The sequence below is a fragment of the Bacillus sp. 01N45 genome (genome assembly GCF_056399205.1).
Map to the genome: position 1 here is coordinate 1 of NZ_JBFTQW010000078.1, position 364 is coordinate 364.

1 pseudogene is annotated in these 364 nt (G+C 66.2%); it reads left to right on the plus strand.

What is annotated here, in order from left to right:
* A pseudogene (locus AC1DMU_RS29800) lies at nucleotides 1-364 on the plus strand (hypothetical protein); the annotation flags it as partial.

A 364-nucleotide genomic window follows, 5' to 3' on the forward strand; every position in this document is an offset into this window, starting at 1 on the left:
CTGGCAATGAGCCCAGCACTCCTGGCCCTGTTCTGGCGCTACGAGAAGCACCGGGAGCGCTTGGCTGCGTCGACGCTGGTTCCGCCCTCGGTCATCTCGGCAACCCGTGGATTGGCTCTTGGTCTGCTGGCGGCGGTCATGCTGTATGCCTTGGCGGCGTTCTTCCTGACGTTCGCGGTGTACCAACAAGCCGGGCTGGGTCGCGGTGCGCTCGCAGCGGGCTTGGCGATTCTTCCACTCGGTATCGGACAACTGCTGGGGCCGACGTGCGGCATTCGTCTTTCGCGTTGGCTGGGTTCGAGCGCAGCGACCTTCGGCATGAGTCTGGAAGCCCTCGGCCTGGTGCTGGCGGCCGGTGCGGTGG